Here is a 261-nt window from a genome sequence, read left to right as displayed (position 1 = left end):
TGGTCGGCAGCGGCGTGGCCAACGCCGACGGCGTCTGGACCGTCACCACCGGCACCCTGGCGGCCGGCGTCCACAACCTCACCGCCACCGCCACCGACGCCGCCGGCAACGTCGGCCCGGCCTCGGCGGCGGTCGCCGTCACCATCGACACCGTCAGCACCACCCCGAGCGCGCTCGACCTGGTGACCGCGTCCGACAGCGGCATCTTGATCACCGACAACCTCACCAACGTCACCACGCCGACCATCGCCGGCAAGGCCG

1 protein-coding gene is annotated in these 261 nt (G+C 73.2%); it reads left to right on the top strand.

The genetic code is table 11. The features are described 5' to 3' along the window. A partial coding sequence (locus tag MRBLMU1_RS29560; protein WP_363509637.1) for an Ig-like domain-containing protein occupies nucleotides 1–261 on the top strand: 261 nt, incomplete at both ends.

This window comes from Burkholderia sp. LMU1-1-1.1 (assembly GCF_040675865.1).
Taxonomy (GTDB): domain Bacteria; phylum Pseudomonadota; class Gammaproteobacteria; order Burkholderiales; family Burkholderiaceae_D; genus Rugamonas.
This window is presented reverse-complemented; position numbering and strand designations above follow the sequence as displayed.